At 69.6% G+C, this 17,498-nt stretch carries 18 protein-coding genes and 1 pseudogene; 12 read left to right on the top strand and 7 right to left on the bottom strand.

All coding sequences use genetic code 11. The features are described from left to right. Nucleotides 1–11: 11 nt before the first annotated feature. The gene (locus A9O63_RS01450; RefSeq protein WP_012643474.1) at nucleotides 12–338 is read right to left on the bottom strand and encodes a YnfA family protein; all 327 of its coding nucleotides are present in this window, start codon (nucleotides 336–338) and stop codon (nucleotides 12–14) included. Then, nucleotides 338–763 (bottom strand): MerR family transcriptional regulator, encoded by a 426-nt coding sequence (locus tag A9O63_RS01445; RefSeq protein ID WP_069330327.1) that lies wholly within the window; start codon nucleotides 761–763, stop codon nucleotides 338–340. The genes A9O63_RS01450 and A9O63_RS01445 overlap by 1 nt, the downstream gene beginning before the upstream one ends. Nucleotides 764–846: 83 nt before the next feature. Between A9O63_RS01445 and A9O63_RS01440 the strand changes: the two genes are divergently transcribed. Next, nucleotides 847–3,087 (top strand): heavy metal translocating P-type ATPase, encoded by a 2,241-nt coding sequence (locus tag A9O63_RS01440; protein ID WP_069330326.1) that lies wholly within the window; start codon nucleotides 847–849, stop codon nucleotides 3,085–3,087. A gap of 133 nt (nucleotides 3,088–3,220) precedes the next feature. On the opposite strand, the gene ssb is transcribed toward A9O63_RS01440, so the two are convergent. Further along, complete coding sequence (gene ssb / locus A9O63_RS01435; protein WP_069330325.1) at nucleotides 3,221–3,745, bottom strand: single-stranded DNA-binding protein; 525 nt, start codon at nucleotides 3,743–3,745, stop codon at nucleotides 3,221–3,223. A gap of 213 nt (nucleotides 3,746–3,958) precedes the next feature. On the opposite strand from ssb, the gene A9O63_RS01430 reads away from it, so the two are divergent. Further along, a complete protein-coding gene (locus tag A9O63_RS01430; protein WP_069330329.1) occupies nucleotides 3,959–4,573 on the top strand; it encodes a lytic transglycosylase domain-containing protein in 615 nt (204 codons plus the stop codon). An 87-nt stretch (nucleotides 4,574–4,660) separates the two neighbouring features. Here A9O63_RS01430 and serS read toward each other — a convergent pair whose 3' ends face one another. Further along, nucleotides 4,661–5,953: a serine--tRNA ligase gene (serS, locus tag A9O63_RS01425; RefSeq protein WP_069330324.1), complete on the bottom strand. Its 1,293-nt coding sequence runs from the start codon at nucleotides 5,951–5,953 to the stop codon at nucleotides 4,661–4,663. Nucleotides 5,954–6,059: 106 nt separating this feature from the next. Further along, nucleotides 6,060–6,647, bottom strand: coding sequence for a superoxide dismutase family protein (locus A9O63_RS01420; protein ID WP_069330323.1), 588 nt, complete (start codon nucleotides 6,645–6,647; stop codon nucleotides 6,060–6,062). Between the two features lie 293 nt (nucleotides 6,648–6,940). On the opposite strand from A9O63_RS01420, the gene yajC reads away from it, so the two are divergent. From yajC to A9O63_RS01375, 9 genes are all read left to right on the top strand, one after another. Next, nucleotides 6,941–7,267, top strand: a complete 327-nt coding sequence (yajC, locus tag A9O63_RS01415; RefSeq protein WP_069330322.1) for a preprotein translocase subunit YajC — start codon at nucleotides 6,941–6,943, stop codon at nucleotides 7,265–7,267. Between the two features lie 15 nt (nucleotides 7,268–7,282). Then, nucleotides 7,283–8,947 carry a protein translocase subunit SecD gene (secD, locus tag A9O63_RS01410; protein ID WP_069330321.1) on the top strand — a complete coding sequence of 555 codons (1,665 nt, stop codon included), beginning with the start codon at nucleotides 7,283–7,285 and terminating at the stop codon, nucleotides 8,945–8,947. Between the two features lie 9 nt (nucleotides 8,948–8,956). Next, on the top strand, nucleotides 8,957–9,931 hold the full coding sequence (gene secF / locus A9O63_RS01405) for a protein translocase subunit SecF (protein ID WP_069330320.1): 975 nt from the start codon (nucleotides 8,957–8,959) through the stop codon (nucleotides 9,929–9,931). Nucleotides 9,932–10,106: 175 nt separating this feature from the next. After that, on the top strand, nucleotides 10,107–10,460 hold the full coding sequence (locus A9O63_RS01400; RefSeq protein WP_012643482.1) for an Mth938-like domain-containing protein: 354 nt from the start codon (nucleotides 10,107–10,109) through the stop codon (nucleotides 10,458–10,460). A gap of 67 nt (nucleotides 10,461–10,527) precedes the next feature. Beyond that, nucleotides 10,528–11,160, top strand: coding sequence for a heme ABC exporter ATP-binding protein CcmA (ccmA, locus tag A9O63_RS01395; protein WP_069330319.1), 633 nt, complete (start codon nucleotides 10,528–10,530; stop codon nucleotides 11,158–11,160). Beyond that, nucleotides 11,157–11,813, top strand: coding sequence for a heme exporter protein CcmB (gene ccmB / locus A9O63_RS01390; RefSeq protein ID WP_002722655.1), 657 nt, complete (start codon nucleotides 11,157–11,159; stop codon nucleotides 11,811–11,813). Before ccmA ends, ccmB begins: the two co-directional genes overlap by 4 nt. Before the next feature lie 48 nt (nucleotides 11,814–11,861). Further along, nucleotides 11,862–12,590, top strand: a complete 729-nt coding sequence (locus A9O63_RS01385) for a heme ABC transporter permease (protein WP_069330328.1) — start codon at nucleotides 11,862–11,864, stop codon at nucleotides 12,588–12,590. Then, nucleotides 12,587–12,748 carry a heme exporter protein CcmD gene (gene ccmD / locus A9O63_RS01380; protein ID WP_069330318.1) on the top strand — a complete coding sequence of 54 codons (162 nt, stop codon included), beginning with the start codon at nucleotides 12,587–12,589 and terminating at the stop codon, nucleotides 12,746–12,748. Before A9O63_RS01385 ends, ccmD begins: the two co-directional genes overlap by 4 nt. Further along, the gene (locus A9O63_RS01375) at nucleotides 12,741–13,280 is read left to right on the top strand and encodes a DsbE family thiol:disulfide interchange protein (protein ID WP_084295506.1); all 540 of its coding nucleotides are present in this window, start codon (nucleotides 12,741–12,743) and stop codon (nucleotides 13,278–13,280) included. The genes ccmD and A9O63_RS01375 overlap by 8 nt, the downstream gene beginning before the upstream one ends. A 202-nt stretch (nucleotides 13,281–13,482) precedes the next feature. Here A9O63_RS01375 and acnA read toward each other — a convergent pair whose 3' ends face one another. Beyond that, nucleotides 13,483–16,167, bottom strand: a complete 2,685-nt coding sequence (gene acnA, locus A9O63_RS01370; protein ID WP_069330316.1) for an aconitate hydratase AcnA — start codon at nucleotides 16,165–16,167, stop codon at nucleotides 13,483–13,485. A gap of 221 nt (nucleotides 16,168–16,388) precedes the next feature. Between acnA and A9O63_RS01365 the strand changes: the two genes are divergently transcribed. Further along, complete coding sequence (locus A9O63_RS01365; protein ID WP_069330315.1) at nucleotides 16,389–17,108, top strand: DUF1223 domain-containing protein; 720 nt, start codon at nucleotides 16,389–16,391, stop codon at nucleotides 17,106–17,108. A gap of 78 nt (nucleotides 17,109–17,186) precedes the next feature. On the opposite strand, the pseudogene A9O63_RS01360 reads toward A9O63_RS01365, so the two are convergent. Then, nucleotides 17,187–17,498: pseudogene (locus tag A9O63_RS01360) on the bottom strand (hypothetical protein); the annotation flags it as partial.

The following is a 17,498-nucleotide window of genomic DNA, read 5'->3' as shown; positions in this document are numbered from 1 at the left end:
GCGCTGCCGCCTCAGCCCCGCGGCGCCCAGAGGATCACCGCCGCCCCGGCAAGGACGAGGGCCGCGCCGCCCATGTCCCAGCGGTCGGGACGCACGCCCTCGACGGCCCAGAGCCAGAGGAGCGAGGCCGCCACATAGATCCCGCCATAGACCGCATAGGAACGGCCCGCCACCTCGACCGGGGTCAGCGCCAGAAGCCAGGCGAAGGCGCCGAGCGACAGGGCCCCCGGCACGAGCCAGAGCGCCGAGGCGCCCAGCCGCCACCAGGCCCAGACCGCGAAACATCCCGCTATCTCGGCCAGCGCCGCCCCCGCATAGGCCGCCAGCGACAGTCCCATCAGGGCTCCTTCCGGTGCTCGTGCGCGCAATGGGCATGATCGCCCAGCACTTCGATCACCCGGCAATCGGCGATCGTGCCATGGGCGCACTGGCCGATCATGCGCTCGAGTTCCGCCTCGAGCGCGCGCAGCCGCCCGATCCGCGCCCGCACCGCCGAGAGCTGCGCCCGCGCGATGGCGTCGGCCGCCTCGCAGGACTGGTCGGGCCGGTCCGAGAGGCTCAGCAGATCCCGGATCGCCTCGAGCGGGAAGCCCAGGTCGCGCGCATGGCGGATGAAGGCCAGCCGCTCCTCCGCGCGGTTCCCGTAAAGCCGCTGGTTGCCCGCGCTGCGCTCGGGCGGCGGCAGCAGGCCGATCTGCTCGTAATAGCGGATCGTGGGCACCTTCACGCCGGCAGCCTCGGCAAGTTTTCCGATCGTGAGCATGAGAAACCCCTTGAACCTATAGTTGCTAGAGACATTAGGTTGCTGAGTCGTTGAGGACAAGCGCCCTCGGGCGGGAGAGTGAGATGACGGACGAGACGAGTGGAGCGGTGCGCGAGTGGCGCGTGACGGGGATGGATTGCGCCTCCTGCGCAGGCAAGATCCGCGATGCGGTGGGGCGGCTGCCGGGGGTGAGCGGCGTCGAGGTGGCGATCATGTCCGAGCGGCTGAAGCTCACGCTCGACGAAGGACAGGGCGCGCCCGAGGCGGTCGAGGCCACGGTGCGCAAGCTCGGCTTCGGCATCGCGCCGCGGGCCGAGGCGCGGCCCTTCGTCCTGCCCGACGCCTCCGCCGAGGGCGCCTGCGGCTGCGGCGGCGCCTGCGCTTCCGGCGCGCAGAACGCGCAGGATCCCGGCCACGGTCATGCCCACAGCCATGAGGCGGCCGAGCCGGGTGCCTGGTACCTAACCGCGAAGGGTCGCCTCGTCCTTCTGACCGGGGTGCTTCTGGCCTGTGCCTGGGCCGTCGAGGCGCTGGTGCCCGGGCCGGTCGGGCCGGTTGCCTTCGCGCTGGCCTGCCTCATCGGGCTCGTGCCCATCGCCCGACGCGCCTGGGCCGCGCTGCGGCTCGGCCAGCCCTTCACCATCGAAGGGCTGATGACGGTCGCGGCCGCGGGCGCGCTCTTCATCGGCGCGGCGGAGGAGGCTGCGCTCGTGATCTTCCTCTTCGCCGTGGGCGAGGTGCTGGAAGGGGTGGCGGCGAGCCGCGCCCGCGACGGGATCCGCGCCCTCTCGCGCCTCGTGCCCGAGACCGCGCGGCTCGAGCGGGACGGACGCACGGTGGAGGTGCCTGCGGCCGGCCTGCGGCCCGGTCAGATCGTCCGCGTCCGTCCGGGCGAGCGCCTCCCGGCCGATGGCGAGATCCTCGAGGGGCAGGGCGGGATCGACGAGAGCCCCGTGACGGGCGAGAGCATCCCGGTGACCCGGGGCCCGGGCGAGGCGGTCTTCGCGGGGGCGGTCGCGACCGATGCGGCCTTGCGCATCCGCGTCACGCGCGCGGCGAAAGACAACACGATCGCGCGCATCGTCCGACTGGTCGAGGAGGCCGAGGAGGCCCGCGCCCCGACCGAGCGGTTCATCGACCGCTTCAGCCGCTGGTACATGCCGCTGATCGTGGGGCTGGCCGTGGCCGTGGCCGTGCTGCCGCCGCTCGCCGCGGGGGCCGACTGGTCCACCTGGATCTATCGCGGTCTGGCGCTCCTCCTGATCGGCTGCCCCTGCGCGCTGGTGATCTCGGTTCCGGCCGCCATCGCCTCGGCTTTGGCCTCGGGCGCGCGCCGCGGCCTCTTGATGAAGGGCGGCGCGGTGATCGAGGCCGCGGCCGCGGTGCGGCAGGTGGCTTTCGACAAGACCGGCACGCTCACGCGCGGGCGGCCGGAGGTGACGGATGTCGTGACCTTGAGCGGCGAGGCCGAGGTCAGGGTGCTGGCGCTGGCCGCCGCGGTCGAGCGCGGCTCGGCCCATCCGCTCGCTCAGGCGATCCTTGCGCGGGCCGAGGCCGCGGGCGCGCCCGAACTGCCGGCCGAGGCCGCGCGCAGTCTTGCCGGGCGGGGGGCCGAGGCCCGTGTCGAGGGGGAACCCCTCTGGGTCGCGAGCCCCTCCTTCGCGACCGAAAGGGGCGTGCTCGATGCCGGGACCCGCGGCCGCGCCGAGGCGCTCGAGGCAGAGGGCAAGACCGTCACCGTCCTCTTCCGCGAGGGTCGGGCGCTGGGACTTCTGGCGCTGCGCGACGAGCCGCGGGCGGATGCGGCCGAGGCGGTGCGGCAGCTGGGCCGGATGGGCGTGAGCGCCACGATCCTCACCGGCGACAATGCCCGCACCGCCGAGGCCATCGCGGCCCGGCTCGGCACCGGCTTTCGTGCGCAGATGCGCCCCGAGGACAAGCTCGCCGCCATCCGCGAGATGGCGGGGCAGGGGGGCGTGATGATGATCGGCGACGGGATCAACGATGCGCCCGCGCTGAAAGCCGCGAGCGTGGGCGTGGCCATGGGTTCGGGCACCGACGTGGCGCTCGAGACCGCGGATGCGGCGATCCTGCGCGACCGGGTGACGGATGTGCCGGCCCAGATCCGCCTCGCCCGTGCCGCCATGCGCAACATCCGCCAGAACATCGCGGTGGCGCTGGGGCTGAAGGGGGTATTCCTCGTGACCTCGGTCCTGGGGATCACCGGGCTCTGGATCGCGATCCTTGCCGATACGGGCGCCACCGTGCTGGTGACGCTGAACGCGCTGCGCCTTCTGCGCTTCGATCCCGAGGCGCGCGGCTGAGGCGGCGCGCGCCCGGAGCGGCTGACCGCTCCGGGCTTCGGGCCCGCGCGGGCACTCGCCGAGTGCCGGAAGGCTCCTGCGTGGCGTGGGCCGCCGCAGGATCCGACCGGCTCCCTTCAGGGCCGAGGCGGTCTTAGAACGGGATCTCGTCGTCGAGGTCGTTCCGGCGGCCGCCGCCGCCGCTCGAGGCGCCGCCCGAGGAGGCGCCGCCGCGGGGGCTGCTGCCGTAATTGTCGTAGCTGTCCGGCCCGCCGCGATCCTCGTAGCCGCCACCGCCCATGCCGCCGCCGGCGCCCGATCCTTCGCCGCGCCCGCCGAGCATCGTCAGCGAGCTCCGGAACGGGCGCAGCACGACCTCGGTCGAATAGCGGTCCTGACCCGACTGGTCCTGCCACTTCCGCGTCTCGAGCTGGCCCTCGATATAGACGGTCGAGCCCTTGCGCAGATACTGCTCCGCCACCCGCGCCAGGTTCTCGTCGAAGATGGCGACCGAGTGCCATTCGGTGCGCTCCTTCCGCTCGCCCGAAGCGCGGTCGCGCCATTGCTCGGACGTGGCGATCCGGAGGTTCACCACCTTGCCGCCATTCTGGAAGCTGCGCACCTCGGGATCGCGGCCGAGATTGCCGATGATGATGACCTTGTTGACCGAGCCCGCCATGCTTCCTCCGAATCCTTTGGCCGGGGAAGGATGCCCCGGATGTGGTTAACGGAATGGCTACACCGAGCGGGCCGCACCCGCAACGCCGCACGGACGCGCCGGGCCGGGACCCGCGCGGCGCGCGTCCTCACCCGTCCCGGTTGTGTTCAAAAGGGTGGCGAACTTGCCGGCAATCCGTGTAATGTGCGGGCGGGACAGATGAAGGTTGTTTTCATGCGGCGATTGATCGGTGCATTGGGCGCGGCGGTCGTGGGCTTGGGTCTTGCCTCGGGCCCGACCGAGGGTCTGGCCGACGGGCTGAAGATCCAGCGATCCACGATGAGCCGGGCGGGAATCTTCAAGTCGCAGACGCGACTTCTCGACGGGCGCCTGTCGCAGCAATACGAGAGTTCCACCCGGCTGAAGCCGAAGGTCGAGACGCTGGCCGCGGCCTTGCCGACGGCGCGCTACAACGGCCGCTACAAGGGCGAGTTCCTCGAATCGGCCAAGTCCGCGGCGCGCAAGCATGGCGTGCCCGAGGATCTCTATCTCCGGCTCGTGCAGCAGGAATCGGGCTGGAACCCCGGCGCGGTGTCGGTGAAGGGCGCCACGGGGCTGGCCCAGCTGATGCCGGGCACGGCGCAGCTTCTGCGGGTGAACATCAACGACCCGCATCAGAATCTCGAAGGCGGGGCGCGTTACCTCAAGATGATGTACAACAAGTTCGGCACCTGGCAGCTCGCGCTCGCGGCCTACAATGCCGGGCCGCAGGCGGTCGAGAAACATTCGGGGATCCCGCCCTACCGCGAGACGCAGAACTATGTGAAAGTCATCTGGGGCAACGGCTGACGCCGCGCGCGGCCTTGGCCGCGGCTCTGCGGAAGGGTTTCCCCTCAGGCGTCGGAAGCGGCCGCAAGGGCCGCCCCCGATCTTCGCTCACTCCAGCGTGCCGTCCGCCGAGATGCGGGTCTTGCCGCCCAGATAGGGATGCAGCACCTCGGGCAGCTCCACCGAGCCGTCCTCCTGCTGTCCGTTCTCGAGCACCGCGATCAGGCAGCGGCCCACGGCGAGGCCCGAGCCGTTCAGCGTATGGACGAACTCGGGCTTGCCGCCGCCCGCCGGGCGGAAGCGCGCGTTCATGCGCCGCGCCTGGAAATCGCCGCAGACCGAGACCGAGCTGATCTCGCGGTAGGTGTTCTGCCCGGGCAGCCAGACCTCGAGATCGTGGGTCTTGGTCGCGCCGAAGCCCATGTCGCCGGTGCAAAGCACGATGGTGCGGTAGGGCAGGTTCAGCTTCTGCAGGATCGCCTCGGCGCAGCCGGTCATGCGCTCATGTTCGGCCAGCGAGGTCTCGGGCGTGGTAATCGAGACCATCTCGACCTTCTCGAACTGGTGCTGGCGCAGCATCCCGGACGTGTCCTTGCCCGCGCTGCCCGCCTCCGAGCGGAAGCACTGGGTATGGGCGGTCATGCGGATCGGCAGTTGCGCCTCGTCGAGGATCTCGCCCGCGACCGAGTTGGTCAGCGTGACTTCCGCGGTGGGGATCAGCCACCAGCCGTTCGTGGTCTGGTAGCTGTCCTCGGAGAATTTCGGCAGCTGGCCGGTGCCGAACATGGCCTCGTCCTTGACCAGAACCGGCGTCCAGGTCTCGGTCAGCCCGTGCTCGGTCACATGGGTGTCGAGCATGAACTGCGCCAGCGCGCGGTGGACGCGGATCACCGCGCCTTTCAGCATCACGAAGCGGCTGCCCGAGAGCTTGGCGGCCGTGGCGAAATCCATCCCGGGCTTCACGCCCGCGATCTCGAAATGCTCCTTCGGCGCGAAGTTGAAGCCGCGCGGCGTGCCCCAGCGGCGGATCTCCACGTTGGCGCTCTCGTCGGGGCCCTCCGGCACCTCGTCGAGCGGCAGGTTCGGGATCGCCACCAGCATGTCGCGCAGGCGCGCATCCTCGGCCGCGGCCTCCTCGTTCAGCCGCGCCACCTCGGCCTTCTTCTCGGCCACGAGGGCGCGCAGCCGCTCGAACTCGGCCTCGTCGCCGCGGGCCTTGGCGGCACCGACCTCCTTGGAGGCCCGGTTCTGCTCGGCCTGCGCGGTCTCGGCGGCAAGGATCTTCGACCGCCGCGCCTCGTCGATGGCGAGGATCTCGCCCGAGAGCGCCGAGAGCCCGCGCCGCGAGAGCGCGGTGTCGAAGCGGTCGGGAAACTCGCGGATGATGCGGATGTCGTGCATGGGATCACCTTGGCTGAAGGGCGAGCCCCCGGCCCTTCGGTGCCGGAGGATCGGGCCTCTAATGCCCGATACCTCCGGTCAGGTGAACCGAAATCTTGCCTGCGGCCTATTCGATGACAGCGCAGGCCAGCCGGTCGCCCGCATCGCCCGCGGGCTGGCTCACATAGTCGTCGGGCCCGGAATGAAGCATGAGGGCGCGCCCCGTCAGATCCGAGGCATTCTCGCCGCCGAGCTGGACGAAGGTGTTGAAGACCTGCGCGCGCAGGATGCCGTCGGCGCCGACATACTGGTTCGGCATGTCGCCCGAGTGAGGTCCTTCCTCCATCATCAGCCCGTGATCGGTGTCCGAGATCGAGAAATGGCCGCCGGCGGATTCGAAGCCCGTGCCTGCATCGCATTCGCCGGTTTCGTGGATGTGAAAGCCAAGCCAGCTCTCCGGCGGCAACCCTTGAAGGTCGAGCGTGAACAGCACGCCATGGGGCAGGGGGGCGATGGTGGCCTTGCCGAGAGGCGTGCCCTCGACCGACATGAAGGTGGCCGTCCGCTCGGCGTAGCCGGGTTGGCCGGGAGCGTCCTCGGAGTTCTGGGCCCTGCTCGGCACGTCCTGGGCCAGGGCGGGCTGGGCCAGGGCTGGCCAGGCAAGGGCGGGGGCGGCCAGAAGGGCCGCGGCGGCGATGGCGATGGTCCTCGACATGTGTCTCCTCCGTCGGATGGGGGGCGGCTCGGGCCTTCCGGCCACCGGGATTAACGAGGGAAACGGAAGGGGCGCGCGACTGTTCCCGGCGCCGGCCCCGTCTCTGACCCGTGGCCGGCATCTCGGGAGACCGGACGTTGCGCCTGCGGGGGCCTGCGCCTCATGGGCTTGGATCGGCGCGGTGCGTGCATATATGGGCGCCCATGGCTTGCTTGCCATCGCGGCACCCCGCGGCTAGGGTGCGCCCCGCCAAAGTCCGGGCCTGATCCCCGGGTGAATCCAAGAGGACGACAATGTTCGTGACCCCCGCCTTCGCCCAGGCCGCCTCTGGCGGTGCTGCCGGCGCCTTCACCAGTTTCGTGCCGCTGATCCTGATCTTCGTGATCATGTATTTCCTCCTGATCCGTCCTCAGCAGAAAAAACTGAAGGAACACAGGGCGATGGTGGAAGCGCTCCGCCGTGGCGATCAGGTTCTCACCGGCGGCGGCATCGTCGGCAAGGTGGTGAAGGTCCACGAGGACGGCATCGTCGATGTCGAGATCGCCGACGGCGTGAAGGTGCGCGTGATGAAATCCACCATCGTTCAGGTCATGTCCAAGACCGAACCTGCTGCCGCCTGATCGGATCGGGTCCAGATGCTCCATTTCCCCGTTTGGAAGCGCGTTCTGATCTGGGGCATCTGTGCCCTCGCGATCCTCTATGCCGCGCCCAACTTCTTCTACAGCCGCGTCGAGAGTCACAATGATGCGGTCGCTGCCATCGAGAAGGCCGGGGGAACCGCCACTCCCGAGCAGACGGCGGCGGTGGGGCTCTGGCCCGAATGGCTGCCCTCCAACATCGTGAACCTCGGCCTCGACCTGCGCGGCGGCGCGCATCTTCTGGCCGAGGTCCGGGTCGAGGACGTCTATGCCGCGCGCATGGACGGGCTCTGGCCGGAGGTGCGCGATGCGCTCCGCGGCCTGCGCGATCAGGTGGGATCGATCCGGCGGCAGACCGCGCCGGCGGGCGAGCTCCGGGTGGCGATCTCGCGCCCCGAGGGGATGCAGGCGGCGCTCGAGGCCGCGCGCAAGCTCGCCCAGCCCGTCGTGTCCTTCACGGGCATGGGGCAGAACGACATCGAGATCTCGAGCCAGGGCGACGTGCTGGTGATCCGCCTGACCGACGCCGAGAAGACGGCGATGGACAGCCGGACGGTGCAGCAGAGCCTCGAGATCATCCGCCGCCGCGTCGACGAGGTCGGCACGCGCGAGCCCACCATCCAGCGCCAGGGAGAGGACCGGATCCTGATCCAGGTGCCGGGCATCGGGTCGGCCGCCGAGCTGAAGTCGCTGATCGGAACGACGGCGAAGCTGACCTTCCATCCGGTGCTCGGCCGCACCGCCGACGCGCAGAGCAGCGCGAGCGGAGATCTCGTGCTGCCGGCCGCCAACGAGCAGGGGATCTTCTACGTCCTCGACCGCTCGCCCGTCGTGACCGGCGAGGAGCTCGTCGACGCCCAGCCCTCGTTCGACCAGAACAACCGGCCGGCGGTCAGCTTCCGCTTCAATCCCTCGGGGGCGCGGGCCTTCGGCGACTATACGGCGCAGAACATCGGCAAGCCCTTCGCGATCGTCCTCGACAACGAGGTGATCTCGGCCCCGGTGATCCAGGCGCATATCGCGGGCGGGTCCGGCATCATCACCGGCAACTTCTCGGTCGAGGAATCCACCGAGCTCGCCGTCCTCCTGCGTGCGGGGGCGCTGCCGGCCGAAATGACCTTCCTCGAGGAACGGACCATCGGCCCGGAACTCGGTCAGGATTCGATCGACGCCGGCCGGACGGCCGCCATCGTGGGCATGGTCGCCGTCGTGGCCTTCATGATCGCAAGCTACGGCTGGTTCGGCGTGCTGGCCAATGTCGCGCTCGCCATCAACATGCTGGCGATCATCGCGCTCCTGTCGGTGGTGGGGGCGACCCTGACGCTGCCGGGCATCGCGGGCATCGTGCTGACCATCGGCGTGGCGGTGGATGCGAACGTGCTCATCTACGAGCGGATCCGCGAGGAGCTGAGGCAGGGCAAGCAGCCGGGCCGCGCCATCGAACTCGGCTTCGAGAAGGCCCTGTCGGCCATCGTCGATGCCAACGTCACCACCTTCCTCGTGGCGCTCATCATGTTCCTCGTGGGGGCCGGGCCCGTGCGCGGCTTCGCCGTGACGCTGACCATCGGCATCTTCACGTCGGTCTTCACGGCCGTCTACGTCACCCGGATCCTGATCGCCACCTGGTTCGCCTGGCGGCGGCCGCGCACCATCGTCGTCTGAGGAGCTCCCATGGCTTTCCGCCTCAAACTCTGCCCCGAAAAGACGAACATCGACTTCTTCTGGGCCGCGCCCGTCACCTTCGGCTTCTCGATCTTCCTGATGGCGGCCTCGCTCGTGGCCTGGCTGGCGCTCGGGCTGAACTTCGGGATCGACTTCCGCGGCGGCACGACGATCCGCACGGAATCGACGCAGACCGTGGACGTGGCCGCCTATCGCGCGGCCCTCGAAGGGCAGGAGCTCGGCGACATCTCGATCACCGAGGTCTTCGACCCGGGCTTCCGCGCGGATCAGCATGTGGCCATGGTCCGCATCGGCGCGCAGGACGGGGCGCAGTCGATCACGCCCGAGCAGATCGCCCAGGTGGAGGAGGCGCTGAAGACCGTCGATCCGTCCATCACCTTTCCGTCGGTCGAGTCGGTGGGCCCGAAGGTCTCGGGCGAGCTGATCTGGTCGGCCATCATGGCGGTCGCTGCGGCCTGCGCGGGCATCGCCGTCTATATCTGGCTCAGGTTCGAATGGCAGTTCGCCCTGGGCTCGGTCGCGGCCCTGATCCACGACGTGCTGGTGACGATCGGGGTCTTCGCGCTCTTCCAGATCAAGTTCGACCTGACCACGGTCGCGGCGCTCCTCACCGTCCTTGGCTATTCGATCAACGACACGGTGGTGGTGTTCGACCGGCTGCGCGAGAACCTCGTCAAATACAAGACCATGCCGCTCCGCGACGTGATGAACCTCTCGGTCAATGAGACGCTGAGCCGGACGATCATGACGCTGATGACCACGCTGATCGCGCTGGTGTCGCTTCTCGTCTTCGGCGGCGACGTGATCCGCGGCTTCGTCTTCGCCATCACCTTCGGCGTGGTGATCGGGACCTATTCCTCGATCTACATGGCCAAGAACATCGTGCTCTATCTCGGCGTGGACCGGGGCGGGCCGAAGAAGGACAGCAAGGCGGGCACCCAGTTCGCCAATATCGACGCCTGACCGGACGGGCGGCCGCAAGGCCGCCCGATCCCGTTCGGGACCCATCGCCCTGTGCCGTTCCGGTCGCGTCTGTGCCTGACCGACTGCCGTGCGACGGCGGCCCCGCCGGGCCGCCATGATCGCCGCCCATGCCCGACCGGCGCCCCGAGGCGCGGTCCGAAGCGGAGGATGCGCCATGCGCCTGACCGAGATCACCTACGACAGCGCCCAGCCCGTCGAGGGCTACGGGCCCGGCTATTTCCGCATCGGCGGCGAGGTGCTGGAAGGCGCCTGCCTGATCTCGCCCTGGGGGGCGGGGCCCTGGGGCGGGCTCGAGGACATGGCCGGCCCCCTCGCGCTGGTCGACCGGATCGACGTGCTCTTCGTGGGCATGGGCGCGGACGTGGCCCATGTGCCGCAGGCCTTCCGCGCCGCGCTGGAAGAGGCCGGGATCGGCGTCGAAGCCATGTCCTCGCCCGCCGCCTGCCGCACCTACAACGTGCTCCTCTCGGAAGGCCGCCGCGTGGCCATCGCGCTCCTGCCGGTCTGACGCGGGTCGCGGAGGCCGCGGCCCCGAAGCCCTTCCGCTGGCGCGGCTTATGCGCTAGGGCAGGCCCATGGACCTGACCGTCACCAACCTCGCCTGTGCCCGCGGCGGCGTGACCGTGCTCGAGCGCGTGAGCTTCGGGCTCTCGGGCGGGGCGGCGCTGATCCTGCGGGGGCCGAACGGCATCGGCAAGACGACGCTCCTGCGGACGGTCGCAGGGCTGCAGCCGGCCGTGGCGGGCGAGATCTCGATGCCGCCCGAGGCCGTGGCCTATGCCGCCCATGCCGACGGGCTGAAGGCCACGCTGACGGTGGCCGAGAACCTCGCCTTCTGGGCCGCGATCTACGGCACCGACCGCGCCCCCCACGCCATCCAGCGGATGAACCTCGCGGCGCTCGCCGACCGGCAGGCGCAGAACCTGTCCGCGGGCCAGAAGCGGCGGCTGGGGCTCGCGCGACTTCTGGTGACGGGCCGCCCGCTCTGGGTGCTGGACGAGCCCACCGTCTCGCTCGATGCGGCCTCGGTGGCGCTCTTCGCCGAGGCGGTGCGCGCGCATCTGGCCGAGGGCGGCGCCGCGCTGATGGCCACCCATATCGACCTCGGACTGGCCGAGGCGGAGGTGCTGGATCTGGCACCCTACCGCGCCGAGACGCCCGCAGGCGCCGAGCCCGCCGACGATCCCTTCGCCGGGGTGACGGCATGATCGCGCTCCTCCTCCGCGACCTGCGGCTCGCGCTCAGGGCGGGTGGCGGCTTCGGCCTGGGCCTCGCCTTCTTCCTGCTGGTGGCCGTCCTCGTGCCGCTCGGTGTCGGGCCCGAACCCGCGACGCTGGCGAAGATCGCCCCCGGCATCCTCTGGGTCGGCGCGCTCCTGGCCTGTCTTCTCTCGCTCGACCGGATCTTCGCCCTCGACCACGAGGACGGATCGCTCGATCTCCTCGCCACCGCCCCGATCCCGCTCGAGGGCGTGGTGGCGGTGAAGGCCTGCGCGCACTGGATCGTCACCGGCCTGCCGCTGACGCTGGTCTCGCCCCTGCTCGGGCTCCTGATGAACCTGCCGGCCGAGGGCTATCCGCTGCTTCTGGCCTCGCTCGCCATCGGCACGCCGGCGCTTTCGGTGATCGGCACCTTCGGCGCGGCCCTCACCGTCGGGCTGAAGCGGGGCGGGCTCCTTCTCAGCCTCCTTGTCCTGCCGCTCTATGTGCCGACCCTCGTCTTCGGCGCCGAGGCCGTGCGGCGCGGTGCGCTCGGCATGGATGTGGCGACCCCGTTCCTCCTTCTCGGAGGCATCACGGCAGGCGTCGCGGCCCTGCTACCTTTCGCCTCAGCGGCAGCCGTTCGGATAAACCTCAGGTAACGAACTCGCGGCTTGAATCCACGAAGGGAACCGCCTAGCTCCATGGCCATGTCGATCTGGGAATACGCCAACCCGAAGAAGTTCATGGAGACCTCCTCCATCGCGCTGCCCTGGGCCGCGGGCGGGGCGCTCCTCTGCCTGATCGTGGGGCTGGTCTGGGGCTTCTTCTTCACGCCCGACGACTACAAGCAGGGCTCGACGGTCAAGATCATCTATCTCCATGTGCCCTCGGCCCTGATGGCCATCAACGCCTGGCTCATGATGCTGGCCGCCTCGCTGATCTGGCTCGTCCGTCGGCACCATGTCTCGGCGCTGGCCGCCAAGGCCGCGGGGCCGGTGGGTCTGACCTTCACCCTCGTCGCTCTGGTCACGGGCGCGGTCTGGGGTCAGCCGATGTGGGGCACCTGGTGGGCCTGGGATCCGCGGCTGACCTCGTTCCTGATCCTCGCGCTCTTCTATCTCGGCTATATCGCCCTCTGGCAGGCGGTCGAGAACCCGGACACGGCGGCCGACCTCACCTCGGTCCTCTGCATCGTGGGCTCGGTCTTCGCGGTCCTCAGCCGCTATGCGGTGAACTTCTGGAACCAGGGCCTGCATCAGGGCGCCTCGCTCTCGCTCGACAAGGAGGAGAACGTGGCCGACGTGTTCTATTTCCCGTTGCTCGTCTGCATCGGAGGGTTCGTCCTCTTGTTCCTGACGCTCGTGCTCCTGCGCACCCGGACCGAGATCCGCGTCCGCCGCGTACAGGCCCTTCTGGCCCGGGAGCGTATGGCATGATCCCCGATCTCGGCAAATATGCGGTCTCGGTGCTGACCGCCTACGGCGCCTCGATCGCGCTTCTGGCGGGGCTGGTGGCGCTGTCGCTCTGGCGCGGCGCGCGGGTGCGGCGGATGCTGCGCGAGGTGGAGCAGCGGCAGGGGCGCAGCGATGGCTAAGGTTCTGATGTTCGTGCCGCCCGTCCTCTTCGCCGGGCTCGCCGCCATGTTCTTCGTGGGCATGCAGCGCGAGAACCCCGACGAATTGCCCTCGGCGCTGGCGGGAAAGGCCGCGCCCGCGGTCCGGACGGAGCCTCTGGGCGACCATCCGCCGTTCGAGGATGCGATCCTGCGCGCGCCCGGCGTGAAGCTCGTGAACTACTGGGCCAGCTGGTGCGCGCCCTGCCGGGTCGAGGCGCCGACGCTGGAGGCGCTGGCGGCCGACGGCGTCGAGATCCATGGCGTGAACTACAAGGACAAGCCCGAGAATGCCGAGGCGTTCCTCGCCGAACTGGGCAACCCCTACGCCACGATGGGCGCCGACGCCTCCGGCCGGATGGCGCTCGATTGGGGCGTCTATGGCGTGCCGGAAACTTATGTGATCGATGGCGAGGGCCGCATCGTGCTCCGCTTCCCGGGCCCCGTCACCGAGCGGGTGCTGGAAGAGACGATCCGCCCCGCCATGGAGAAGGCGGCCGCCGCCGAGCGGTAATCCCCGACAGTCCGACGCCTCTTAGGCGCCCATCCGCCCACCGGCGCATGGGCAGCCCCTCCGCGCGCCCTTTCATTCTGGCCCAAATATCCCCGCCGGAGGCTCCGACGCCGGACCGAAGCGGCGCCCCCCCGCCGCCGGAGCGCCAAGAAAAACGCCCCGGCCAGCCGACCGGGGCGTCCCTCAGATCCCTGCCCGCGCCTCAGACCGAGGCGAGGTCGCGCAGCACATAATGCAGCACGCCGCCGTGCTCGACATATTCGATCTCGATCTCGGTATCGATCCGGCACTTGAGCTGGATCGTCTTCACCGTGCCGTCGCCATAGGTGATGGTGCAGGGCACCAGCGACAGCGGCTTCAGGTCGCCCGAGAGGCCCTGGATCGAGACCGTCTCGTCGCCCTTCAGGCCCAGCATCCTGCGGTTCTGCCCTTCGGTGAATTCGAACGGGATCACGCCCATGCCCACGAGGTTCGAGCGGTGGATGCGCTCGAAGCTCTCGGCGATGACCGCCTTGACGCCCAGAAGCGCCGTGCCTTTGGCCGCCCAGTCACGGCTGGAGCCCGCGCCATATTCGATGCCGCCGAAGATGACGAGCGGGGTGCCCGCCGCCTGATAGGCCATCGAGGCGTCGAAGATCGAGGTCTGCTGCCCGTCCGGCCCGAGCGTGTAGCCGCCCTCGACCCCGTCCAGCATCTCGTTCTTGATGCGGATGTTGGCGAAGGTGCCGCGCATCATGACCTCGTGGTTGCCGCGCCGCGAGCCGTAGGAGTTGAACTCGCGCGGCGAGACCTGCCGCTCGACCAGATATTTCCCGGCCGGGGTGCTCTCCTTGAACGAGCCTGCGGGCGAGATATGGTCGGTGGTGATCATGTCGCCCAGAAGCGCGAGGACGCGCGCGCCGGTGATGTCGGTGATGACGCCCGGCTCCTTCGACATGTTCTGGAAGTAGGGCGGGTTCTGGATGTAGGTCGAGCTCGCCGGCCAGTCGTAGGTCTGGCTGTCCGTGGTCGAGACCGCCTGCCACTTGGCGTCGCCCTTGAAGACGTCGGCATATTTCTTCTGGAAGGCCTCGCGGGTCACGGTCTTCTCGACCAGCTCGGCGATCTCGGCGTTGGTGGGCCAGATGTCCTTGAGATAGACCGGCCCGTTCGTGCCCATGCCGACGGGCTCCGAGGTCAGGTCGATGTTCATGTCGCCGGCCAGCGCATAGGCCACCACCAGCGGCGGCGAGGCGAGGTAGTTCGCCCGCACGTCGGGGCTGATCCGGCCCTCGAAGTTGCGGTTGCCCGAGAGCACGGCGGCGGCCACGAGATCACCCTCGTTGATGGCGGCCGAGATCTCCGGCTGCAGCGGGCCCGAGTTGCCGATGCAGGTGGTGCAGCCGTAGCCCACGAGGTTGAAGCCCACCGCGTCCAGATCCTCCTGCAGGCCCGCGGCCTCCAGATATTCGGACACGACCTGCGATCCGGGGGCGAGCGAGGTCTTGACCCACGGCTTGCGGTTCAGACCCAGCGCGCGCGCCTTGCGGGCGACGAGGCCCGCGCCGATCAGCACGTAGGGGTTCGAGGTGTTGGTGCAGGAGGTGATCGAGGCGATCACCACCTTGCCCGAGGACATGGTGTAATCCTCGCCCGCGACGGGCACTTCCTTGCCCACCGGGCGCTTGAAGCTCGTCTCCATCTCCCGCGCGAACGAGGCCTTGGCGTCGGTCAGCGGCAGGTAGTCCTGCGGGCGTTTCGGGCCCGAGATGGCGGGCACGATCTCGCCCATGTCGAGATGCAGCGTGTCGGTGTAGATCGGCTCGTAGCCTGCGTCGCGCCACAGGCCGTTGGCCTTGGCATAGGCTTCGACCAGCGCGATGCGCGCCTCGTCCCGGCCGGTCTGGCGCAGGTAGCGCAGCGTCTCGCCGTCGATCGGGAAGAAGCCGCAGGTCGCGCCATATTCCGGGGCCATGTTGGCGATGGTCGCGCGATCCGCGAGCGGCAGATGGTCGAGGCCCTCGCCGTAGAATTCGACGAACTTGCCCACCACGCCCTTCTTGCGCAGCATCTGCACGACCTTCAGCACGAGGTCGGTGGCCGTGGTGCCTTCGATCATCTGGCCGGTCAGCTTGAAGCCCACGACCTCGGGGATCAGCATCGAGACCGGCTGGCCCAGCATCGCGGCCTCGGCCTCGATCCCGCCCACGCCCCAGCCGAGCACGGCCAGACCGTTGACCATCGTGGTGTGCGAATCGGTGCCCACCAGCGTGTCCGGATAGGCCACTTCCATCCCGTCCTGGTCCCGGTCGGTCCAGACGGTCTGCGCGAGATATTCGAGGTTCACCTGGTGGCAGATGCCGGTGCCCGGCGGCACCACGCGGAAGTTGTCGAACGCCTTCTGCCCCCATTTGAGGAAGGTGTAGCGCTCCATGTTCCGCTCGTATTCGCGGTCCACGTTCATCTGGAAGGCGCGCGGATTGCCGAATTCGTCGATCATGACCGAGTGGTCGATGACCAGATCGACCGGGTTCAGCGGGTTGATCTTCTGCGCGTCGCCGCCGAGCCCGAGGATGCCGTCGCGCATCGCGGCAAGGTCCACCACGGCCGGCACGCCGGTGAAGTCCTGCATCAGCACGCGCGCCGGGCGATAGGCGATCTCGCGCGGGTTCTTGCCGCCGTTGGCGCCCCATTCCGAGAAGGCGCGGATGTCGTCGACCGACACCGTCTTGCCGTCCTCGAAGCGCAGCATGTTCTCCAGCACCACCTTCAGCGCGGCGGGCAGGCGGGCGAACTGGCCGAGACCGGCTTCCTCCGCCGCCGGAATCGAGTAGTAGGCATAGCTAGAGCCGCCGACGCTGAGGGTCTTGCGGGTCTTCTGGCTGTCGTGTCCGACGGTGACGGTCATGCGGTCCTCCTGGCGCCGTGGCGAGGGTTGGGCTTGTGCTCCGCGCGCGTTTTGCCCCACCGGGCCAGGTCGCGCAAGGGAGATGGCGGTCTTGTATACCGATGTATGCCGAAAATCCAGAGCCCTTCTGCGGCTTTTTCGCGGGCGAGCCTCGCAAAACCTTGATTGGAACGGCCGAGGCAGGCAGGGCTAGAACGGGATCAGGACATTCGGGAGACTTCATGCAGATGCGATGGACGCTCGGCGCTGCTTGCGCCCTTTCTCTGGGCATTGCAGGTGTCGCCCATGGGCAGTCGCAATCGCAGTCGCAGGCGGGGGTGGTGGTCGAGCTCTTCACCTCGCAGGGCTGCTCGGCCTGTCCGCCGGCCGATGCCTTCCTCGCCGCGCTGGCCGCCGATCCCCGCGTCATTCCGCTCGCGCTGCATGTGGATTACTGGGACTATATCGGCTGGGAAGACCAGTTCGCCGACGCCCGGTTCACCCAGCGCCAGAAATCCTATGCCCGCGCCATCGGCAGCCGCACGATCTACACGCCGCAGATGATCGTGGGCGGCACCGACCGGGTCGAGGGCCATGCGCCCGAGAAGGTCGCGGCGCTGATCCTCAAGCACATGCAGGCGGCCGAGCGTGTGGGCCTCTGGCTCGAGCGCGACGGCGACGTGCTGCGCATCCATGCCGAGGCCGACCCGCCGCTCGACGAGGCGGTGCGGGTGCAGCTCGTGCGCTACCGCCCCGAGGAGACGGTCGCCATCGAGCACGGCGAGAACGAGGGCCGCACGGTCACCTACCGCAATATCGTCACCTCGTGGGAGGTGGTGGGCGACTGGGGCGGACAGGCGCCGCTGTCGATCGAGGCCAAGGCCGCGGGCTCCGAGCCGCTGGCGGTGATCCTGCAGAACGAGGGTCCGGGCGCGATCCTCGCCGCCGCAAGCCTGCGCTGATCGTCCGTCCGGCCAGCGGCTCCGGGCCGCGCCTTCCACCCCATGCGGGGCGAGAGCATGCCTTCGGCTGCGCTCCCGTCAGACGAGGCGGCGCAGGAGCCGGAGGCCGAGGCTCTGGGCCGCCCCCGCGAGCAGGGCCGTCGCCGAGGCGAGAAGCGCCGCGAGGCTCGCCATCAACGCCCGCGCGGCGTCTGACCAGCGCACCGTCGCGCGCAGGAAGCGCGCCTTGCCCAGCATCTCGACCCGGGCCACCGTCCGCGGCCCCAGAGCCTCGGCGGCGGCGGCGAAGCGGCGGGCATCGGCCGCATCGTCGACATGGCGCAGCAGATGGAGCGTCTGCGCGGGCGGCAGGCGCGCGCCGATCCGGCCCAGACCCTCGGCCACCTCGGC

Origin of the sequence: Cereibacter johrii, from assembly GCF_001720585.1 — a bacterium.
Lineage (GTDB): Bacteria > Pseudomonadota > Alphaproteobacteria > Rhodobacterales > Rhodobacteraceae > Cereibacter_A > Cereibacter_A johrii.
The sequence above is the reverse complement of the archived record's forward strand: the minus strand, read 5'-3'. Positions and strand labels throughout refer to the sequence as shown.

What these genes read in the sequence shown, in the direction of transcription:
- A9O63_RS01450 (WP_012643474.1), bottom strand. Translation starts at nt 338, where the DNA reads ATGGGACTGTCGCTGGCGGCCTATGCGGGGGCGGCGCTGGCCGAGATA.
- A9O63_RS01445 (WP_069330327.1), bottom strand. Translation starts at nt 763, where the DNA reads ATGCTCACGATCGGAAAACTTGCCGAGGCTGCCGGCGTGAAGGTGCCC.
- A9O63_RS01440 (WP_069330326.1), top strand. Translation starts at nt 847, where the DNA reads ATGACGGACGAGACGAGTGGAGCGGTGCGCGAGTGGCGCGTGACGGGG.
- ssb (WP_069330325.1), bottom strand. Translation starts at nt 3,745, where the DNA reads ATGGCGGGCTCGGTCAACAAGGTCATCATCATCGGCAATCTCGGCCGC.
- A9O63_RS01430 (WP_069330329.1), top strand. Translation starts at nt 3,959, where the DNA reads ATGCGGCGATTGATCGGTGCATTGGGCGCGGCGGTCGTGGGCTTGGGT.
- serS (WP_069330324.1), bottom strand. Translation starts at nt 5,953, where the DNA reads ATGCACGACATCCGCATCATCCGCGAGTTTCCCGACCGCTTCGACACC.
- A9O63_RS01420 (WP_069330323.1), bottom strand. Translation starts at nt 6,647, where the DNA reads ATGTCGAGGACCATCGCCATCGCCGCCGCGGCCCTTCTGGCCGCCCCC.
- yajC (WP_069330322.1), top strand. Translation starts at nt 6,941, where the DNA reads ATGTTCGTGACCCCCGCCTTCGCCCAGGCCGCCTCTGGCGGTGCTGCC.
- secD (WP_069330321.1), top strand. Translation starts at nt 7,283, where the DNA reads ATGCTCCATTTCCCCGTTTGGAAGCGCGTTCTGATCTGGGGCATCTGT.
- secF (WP_069330320.1), top strand. Translation starts at nt 8,957, where the DNA reads ATGGCTTTCCGCCTCAAACTCTGCCCCGAAAAGACGAACATCGACTTC.
- A9O63_RS01400 (WP_012643482.1), top strand. Translation starts at nt 10,107, where the DNA reads ATGCGCCTGACCGAGATCACCTACGACAGCGCCCAGCCCGTCGAGGGC.
- ccmA (WP_069330319.1), top strand. Translation starts at nt 10,528, where the DNA reads ATGGACCTGACCGTCACCAACCTCGCCTGTGCCCGCGGCGGCGTGACC.
- ccmB (WP_002722655.1), top strand. Translation starts at nt 11,157, where the DNA reads ATGATCGCGCTCCTCCTCCGCGACCTGCGGCTCGCGCTCAGGGCGGGT.
- A9O63_RS01385 (WP_069330328.1), top strand. Translation starts at nt 11,862, where the DNA reads ATGTCGATCTGGGAATACGCCAACCCGAAGAAGTTCATGGAGACCTCC.
- ccmD (WP_069330318.1), top strand. Translation starts at nt 12,587, where the DNA reads ATGATCCCCGATCTCGGCAAATATGCGGTCTCGGTGCTGACCGCCTAC.
- A9O63_RS01375 (WP_084295506.1), top strand. Translation starts at nt 12,741, where the DNA reads ATGGCTAAGGTTCTGATGTTCGTGCCGCCCGTCCTCTTCGCCGGGCTC.
- acnA (WP_069330316.1), bottom strand. Translation starts at nt 16,167, where the DNA reads ATGACCGTCACCGTCGGACACGACAGCCAGAAGACCCGCAAGACCCTC.
- A9O63_RS01365 (WP_069330315.1), top strand. Translation starts at nt 16,389, where the DNA reads ATGCAGATGCGATGGACGCTCGGCGCTGCTTGCGCCCTTTCTCTGGGC.